Raw genomic sequence first — 6,466 nt, forward strand, 5'->3', positions numbered from 1 at the left:
GTCAATCAACCAGGCTTTTGATAAACTCCGCGACGGTCACGCTGTCCGCGAGCAGGTACGGCCCCACGCGCGTGCGGCACAAGGATTTCAGATGGGCGCCGCAGCCCAGGTCCTCTCCGAGATCGCGCGCCAGGCTGCGCACGTAGGTGCCGCGTGAGCAGCGCAGCCGCAGGGTGAGCAGCGGCGGCGCATAGGCGACGAGCTCAAGAGCATGGATCGTCACCGGCCGCGCTGCGAGTTCGATCTCCTGGCCGGCGCGCGCGAGCTGGTACAGCCGGCGGCCGCCCTGCTTCAAGGCGGAAAACATCGGCGGCTTTTGCAGGATCGTGCCGCGGTATTGCGCGAGCGCCTGTTCCAGTTGTTGCGCGGACAGCGCCGGCACCGGTCGTGTGTTCAGAATCTTGCCGGTCACGTCATGCGAATCGGTTTCGACGCCGAGTTCCAGCACGCCTTCGTATTCTTTTTCCAACGCCATCAGTTGCTCGACTTGTTTGGTCGCGCTCGCAAAGCAGACCAGGAGCACGCCGGTGGCGAAGGGGTCGAGCGTGCCGGCGTGGCCGACTTTGGCGATGCGCGAGGCATAGCGCAGTTTGTTGACCACGTCGAAGGAGGTCCAACCGGCCGGTTTATTGATGCTCCAGATTTCGCCGGTGGCAAGCTGCGCCCGGGAAATCGTGCGTGAGGGCGTGGCGGGTTCTGTCATTAGCGCAGATCGTTACTCGTCGCACCGCGTTGCGAGTTGGTGTCCGTCCGAGAGCGCTCGGCCTCGGCTGTGCCGGGGCGTTGGCAGGATTCCTCATTCGGGCGGTTTGGCGTCGGGCGGAAAAGCCTGCTTCAACAACTGGTCGATGCGCTCGGCGTAGTCGAGCGTGTCGTCGTAGAGGAACTGCAGGTCCGGGGCGCGGCGCAGATCCATGCGTTTGCCCAGTTCCGTGCGCAGAAAGCCGGCGGCGCGTGTCAGGCCGGCCAGCGTTTTTTGCCGTTCGGCCTCGGTTCCCAGCATGTTGAAATAGACGCGTGCGTTTCTTAAGTCATCGGAAAGGGTGACCCGGGAGATCGTGATCCGCCCCACGGCCGGGTCCTTCAACTGGGTGGCAAGAATCTCGCTTAGAACTTCACGCAGCAACGAAGCGACTCGCGATGCGCGTTTCAGTGCCATGAGAATATCCGCAATGCTTCCGGTCAGCAACGCCACGCTTCAGTAGATGTCAACGGTGTGTCCGAGCACCTCCAGGCGATCTTCCTGATACAGCAGTTCGAGGATCTTGTTGAAGGTTTGATCGATGAATTTGTGCTCGTTGGTCACCAGCGCCAGGCCCAGCACGCCGCGCTGCCACAGCTCGTTGTTACCCACCTCGGCGACGGAGACGTTGAATTTGTTCTGAATCTTGGTTTTGATGCTGCTCAGCACGAAGCGCTTGGCCTTCAGCGAATCGCTTTCCGGCAGCATGATTTCAATCTGGCAGACGCCGACGAACATTGGGGAAGCCAGGTTTGCAGTGCGCGCCTCAGGCGGCCGCCACCAGCGTGCGCTTGGTTTTGACGATTTGGAAGCTTTCCATGACGTCGCCGACGTGGATGTCGTCATAGCCTTCCAGCTTGATGCCGCATTCGAAGCCGGCCGCGACTTCGCGCACATCGTCTTTGAAGCGTTTCAGCGAGGCGATCTTGCCTTCGAAGATCAGCTTGTCGTTGCGATAGAGCTTCATGCTGTCGCTGCGATGCACCTTGCCGCTCTGCACGTAGCAGCCGGCTACCGTGCCGACCTTGGGCACGCGGAAGGTTTCGCGCACTGCAATCGAGCTGGTGATCTCCTCGGAGATCTCCGGCTCCAGCATGCCTTCCAGCGCCGCCTTGACGTCGTTGACGGCATCGTAGATGATTTTGTAAATGCGAATATCGACGCTCTCGCGCTCGGCGACTTCGCGCGCCTGTTGCGTGGCGCGCACGTGGAAACCGAAAACCACGGCCTCGGAGGCCGCCGCCAGCAGCACGTCCGATTCCGAAATGCCGCCCACGCCTTTGTGAATCACGTTGACCGCCACCTCATTGGTCGAAAGCTTGAGCAGCGAGTCGCTCAGCGCCTCCATCGAGCCGTCGAAATCGGCTTTGACGATGGCGCGCAGTTCCTTCACGCCGCCCTCCTTGATCTTCTTGGAAAGTTGATCCAGGGTGAGGTGCTGCGTCTTGCGATAATCCTGCGCGCGTTTGAGCTGTTGCCGTTTCAAGCTGATTTCCTTGGCCTCGGCTTCGGAACTCATCACCGCCAGGGTATCACCGGCGCTGGGGATGCCGGCAAAGCCGACCACGCGCACCGGCTTCGAGGGTGGGGCCTGTTGCAGGCGCCGGCCATGCTCGTCATACATTGCCCGCACTTTGCCGTGGTTATGTCCGGCGATAAAGGGATCACCGACTCTGAGCGTGCCGGTTTGCACCAACACGGTTGCAACCGGGCCTTTGCCCTTGTCCAACTCGGCCTCGATGACTACGCCGCGCGCGCGGCGCTTGGGATTGGCTTTGAGATCGAGAATGTCGGCCTCCAGCAGCACCAACTCCAACAAGTGATCAACGCCCACGCCGGTTTTCGCGGAAAGCTCGGCAGATTGGTACTTGCCGCCCCAGCTTTCCACCAGAATGCCGTGCTGCGACAACTGATTCTTGATGACATCCGGATTGGCGCTGGGTTTGTCGATTTTGTTGATGGCGATGACAATCGGAACGCCGGCGGCGCGCGCGTGGCTGATGGCCTCCAGGGTTTGTTGCTGCACGCCGTCATCAGCGGCCACCACCAAAACCACGACGTCGGTCACCTTCGCGCCGCGCGCCCGCATGGCGGTGAAGGCCTCATGGCCCGGCGTGTCGAGAAAGGTGATCAAGCGGCCGTTGAATTCCACCTCATAGGCACCGATGTGTTGCGTGATGCCGCCGGATTCGCGCGACACGATATTGCTCTCGCGAATGTAGTCCAGCAAGGAGGTTTTGCCGTGATCGACGTGTCCCATGATCGTCACCACCGGCGGCCGGCTCATCAAGTCGGTAGGATCGTCCTGTTCCTCCTGCTCTTCGACGGTTTCGGTGCCGTATTCCTGCACGATTTCGACGTCATAGCCGAATTCGTCCGCAACCGTGATGATGGTATCCGCATCCAGCCGCTGGTTGATCGAGACGATGATGCCCAATCCCATGCACTTGCGAATGACTTCGCTGGGATCGACTTCCATGAGCTTGGCGAGATCCGAGGCGGAAACGAACTCTGGCACTTGCAGCTTGTTTTGTTCGTCGGCGACCAGTTCGCCGTCTTCGCTGCGCGCGCGGCGACGACGCACCCGCGGTTTGCCTCCGCCTTCCATGGCGGCGAGCGTCTGGCGAATGGACTCTTCGATTTCGGCATCGCTGATCTTGCGTTTCTTCTTGCGCTTGCCCTTGCGCGCGGCGCGTTCTTCTTCTTCCTGCGCCGCGGCCGGATGTTTCGCCTTGTCGCGCGAATGCTCGGCTTCGGTGAGCAGCACCTCTTCCGTTCCGGGGGCGACGGTTTTGTCCTTTTTCTTGCGGCGTCTCCGCTTTTTGCGCTTCTTGGCGGCCTCGGTCGTCTCTTCAGTAGTCGCTGCCTTCTTCGGCGTCGGCGCACCAGGTTCCACCACCGTCACTTTGGCGGCCGGCGGTTCTGCATGCGCCGGTGCGGTGGTGGGATGCAAATCTTCCTCGGGAATCAGGGCCGCGATGGTTTCTTGTAGGCTGGGCACGGATTTGGGCTCGACGCGAGCCTCGACCACCGGCGACGCAGCGGCAATGACTCCGACCGGTGTGGCTTCGGGTTGCCCCGGTTTGGGGGCGGCTTTGCGCCGAGCCGGCTTGGCCTCTTCCGGCGCTGCTTTGGCCGCACGCCGCTCTTTCGCCGTTTCCTTGGGGGAGCGCTTCTCCATCAGCTTGGTGGCGACCCGCATGCGTTCTTCCAATTCCTGACGGGCTTTGGCGCGCTCCTTCTCTTCCTCGAGCTTCTTGTCGCGAATGTGCCGGCGAAATTCGTAGTCTGCATCTTTCTTTGCCGGTTCCTTGCGATACTTCTTGAGAATCTGTTCATACATCTCATCCGTCAGCGCCGCATTGGGGCTTTGCACCGAGAAATCAAGCTCAGTCAGAAAGCCAATGAGGGCTTCATTGGAGATGTTGAACTCCTTCGCAACCTGATGCACTCTACGTTTGGTTGTCACTACCATACCCTGCCAAAATTTGAGACGCTACAGATCAAGAGAGACGCCCGCTGGGGCCGCAGCCGGCCTTGCCGCGCTGCACGGCTGCCGCCCGGTTCTCTTGGGAATTAACTTGAATCGGAGAATCGCATGGATCAGACATCGCCCGCAACCGGGAGGGGTTGCGGCTCGTTATCTCCGGCGTTCTCTTCCGCGTGGGCCAGTTCCCCGCTTTCCACTACTTCTTCTCCTTCTTCCTCTCCTCCTTCCTCCACCTCTCCCTCGGCGGCCGCGGCTTCCTCCGATTCAGCCTCCGGTTGCGCGGCAGGTGCCGCTGCTGCTTGGGGCGCCGCGCTGTCACTGCCGTGCACCAAGGCCCAAATCTTCTCCGCCGTTTTCTCACCAATGCCTTTGATCTCGGTCAGGCTCTGCTCGCCCGCCTTCAGCACGTCATTCACGGTGTTGAAACCGGCGTCTTTGAGCTTGGTCAGCATCGCCTGGCTCAGGCCGGCGACATACTCCAGCGGCGTTTCCTTGCCGCGCTGCTCCTCGATCATCTGGCGGTATTCGGATTCCTTCATGATCTCGATTTCGACGCCGGTCAGTTTGCTGGTGAGGCGGCGATTCTGCCCGCCGCGGCCAATCCCCAGCGAAACCTGATCATCCGGCAGCACCGCCACCGCGCGATTGTTGGGCTCGTCGATCAGCACGCGCACCGGCTTGGCCGGGCTGAGCGCGCGGGTGATGAAAACTTCCCTGTCATAGCTCCACGGAATGACGTCGACTTTTTCGTTGTTGAGCTCTTTGCTCACCGCCTGAATGCGGATGCCCTTCATGCCGACGCAGGCGCCGACCGCATCGATGCGCTTGTCGTTGGAGGATACCGCGATCTTCGAACGTTCGCCGGGCTGGCGCGCCACGGCTTTGATTTCAATGATGCCGTCGTAGATTTCCGGTACTTCCAATTCGAACAGCCGCACGAGAAACTTGGGATCGCTGCGCGAAACGATGATTTCCGGGCCACGGCTGGTGCGCCGCACTTCCTTCACCAGCGCGCGAAGATTGTCGCCGCGGCGGTAACGCTCGCTTTCGATTTGTTCTTTTCTGGGCAGGAGCACTTCGGTGCGATCGACATTCAGGAAGACATCGCCGCGGCTGATCTGCCGGATGTCGCCCATGACGATTTCGCCGATGCGCGTCTCGAATTCATCCGAAATGGCTTTCTTTTCCTCGTCGCGGATGCGCTGGTTGAGGTTCTGCTTGGCGGAAGTGATCAGCCGCCGGCCGAAGGCCATCGGGTCGATGATCACCAGAAATTCATCGCCGACGTCGAAATCCGGCTCGGTTTGGCGGGCGGTCTCGAGGTCGATCTCGCGCACCTCATCGGTGACCTGTTCGACGATCATCTTGGTTTGGTGAATTTCGATCTCACCCTTGTCCAGGCTGACGTAGACATCGAAATTGTCGGTGGTGCCGTACTTTTTCTTGATCATTCCCATGACCGTGGAATGAACAATCTCCGTCAACTGGTCCTTGTCGATGTTCTTTTCTTTGATGAGTTGCGAGAAGGCTTCCGCAATTTCGCTTTTCATGACACTGCCATCCTGATTGACTACCACTGCATTCTTAATTTGCCGTACTCGATTTCGGGCCAGGGCATGGCGAGCGGCCCGGCCTCGGTTGCCAGCACCAGGCTCTCCGCGGTGACGGTTTCGATCACGCCCTCCAGCTCGCGGGGCTCTTCCAGTCCGTGGCGGCGAAGCCACACTGTCCGGCCGAGGTTTCTTTGAAAATCCCGCATCGTGCGCAACGGCCGGTCAACTCCCGGCGAGGAAACTTCGAGGCGATACCGGCCGGGGATGAGATCGCTGGTGTCGAGCTCATCGCTGATGGCCTGGCTGATGGCGGCACACGTATCCAGTTTGACGCCGCCATCCGCATCCACCACGATGCGAACCACTTTGTTGCTGCGTCCGCCTTTGAGCTCGAGGTCGATGAAATCGAGACCAAACCGTTCGACCACGATCGGCGTGATGATGGGCAGCAACCGTTCTCGTAAGGGATCCATCGCCACCAGTCCGTTTTGCCTTGTCATACCCCCTACAACAAAAAAGTGGGTCTTTTGAACCCACTTTCAAGCACGCGGAATATAGTGATCGGTTCACCCAATTGCAAGCCCTTTTTCCCAGTCCCCCGCCTCCGCATTGGCTCATAAATATTGTTACCGAAGGTTTTTTGAAATGGCGTCGTTGCCTCATAATATGTGTTACCCAATC

The 6,466-nt window shown here is 60.0% G+C and carries 6 protein-coding genes; all 6 read right to left on the reverse strand.

The window, feature by feature from the left end:
* Position 1 precedes the first annotated feature (1 nt).
* Positions 2-703 carry a tRNA pseudouridine(55) synthase TruB gene (gene truB, locus L6R21_14060; protein ID MCK6560315.1) on the reverse strand — a complete coding sequence of 234 codons (702 nt, stop codon included), beginning with the start codon at positions 701-703 and terminating at the stop codon, positions 2-4.
* 93 nt (positions 704-796) lie between these two features.
* Positions 797-1,159 carry a 30S ribosome-binding factor RbfA gene (gene rbfA / locus L6R21_14065; GenBank protein ID MCK6560316.1) on the reverse strand — a complete coding sequence of 121 codons (363 nt, stop codon included), beginning with the start codon at positions 1,157-1,159 and terminating at the stop codon, positions 797-799.
* 39 nt (positions 1,160-1,198) lie between these two features.
* Positions 1,199-1,480, reverse strand: coding sequence for a DUF503 domain-containing protein (locus L6R21_14070; protein MCK6560317.1), 282 nt, complete (start codon positions 1,478-1,480; stop codon positions 1,199-1,201).
* A gap of 28 nt (positions 1,481-1,508) precedes the next feature.
* The gene (gene infB, locus L6R21_14075) at positions 1,509-4,211 is read right to left on the reverse strand and encodes a translation initiation factor IF-2 (GenBank protein MCK6560318.1); all 2,703 of its coding nucleotides are present in this window, start codon (positions 4,209-4,211) and stop codon (positions 1,509-1,511) included.
* 134 nt (positions 4,212-4,345) lie between these two features.
* Positions 4,346-5,782 (reverse strand): transcription termination factor NusA, encoded by a 1,437-nt coding sequence (nusA, locus tag L6R21_14080; GenBank protein MCK6560319.1) that lies wholly within the window; start codon positions 5,780-5,782, stop codon positions 4,346-4,348.
* A gap of 20 nt (positions 5,783-5,802) precedes the next feature.
* Positions 5,803-6,258, reverse strand: a complete 456-nt coding sequence (locus L6R21_14085; GenBank protein MCK6560320.1) for a ribosome maturation factor RimP — start codon at positions 6,256-6,258, stop codon at positions 5,803-5,805.
* Between the last annotated feature and the right edge of the window lie 208 nt (positions 6,259-6,466).

The organism is bacterium (assembly GCA_023150945.1).
GTDB lineage: Bacteria > Zhuqueibacterota > Zhuqueibacteria > Zhuqueibacterales > Zhuqueibacteraceae > Coneutiohabitans.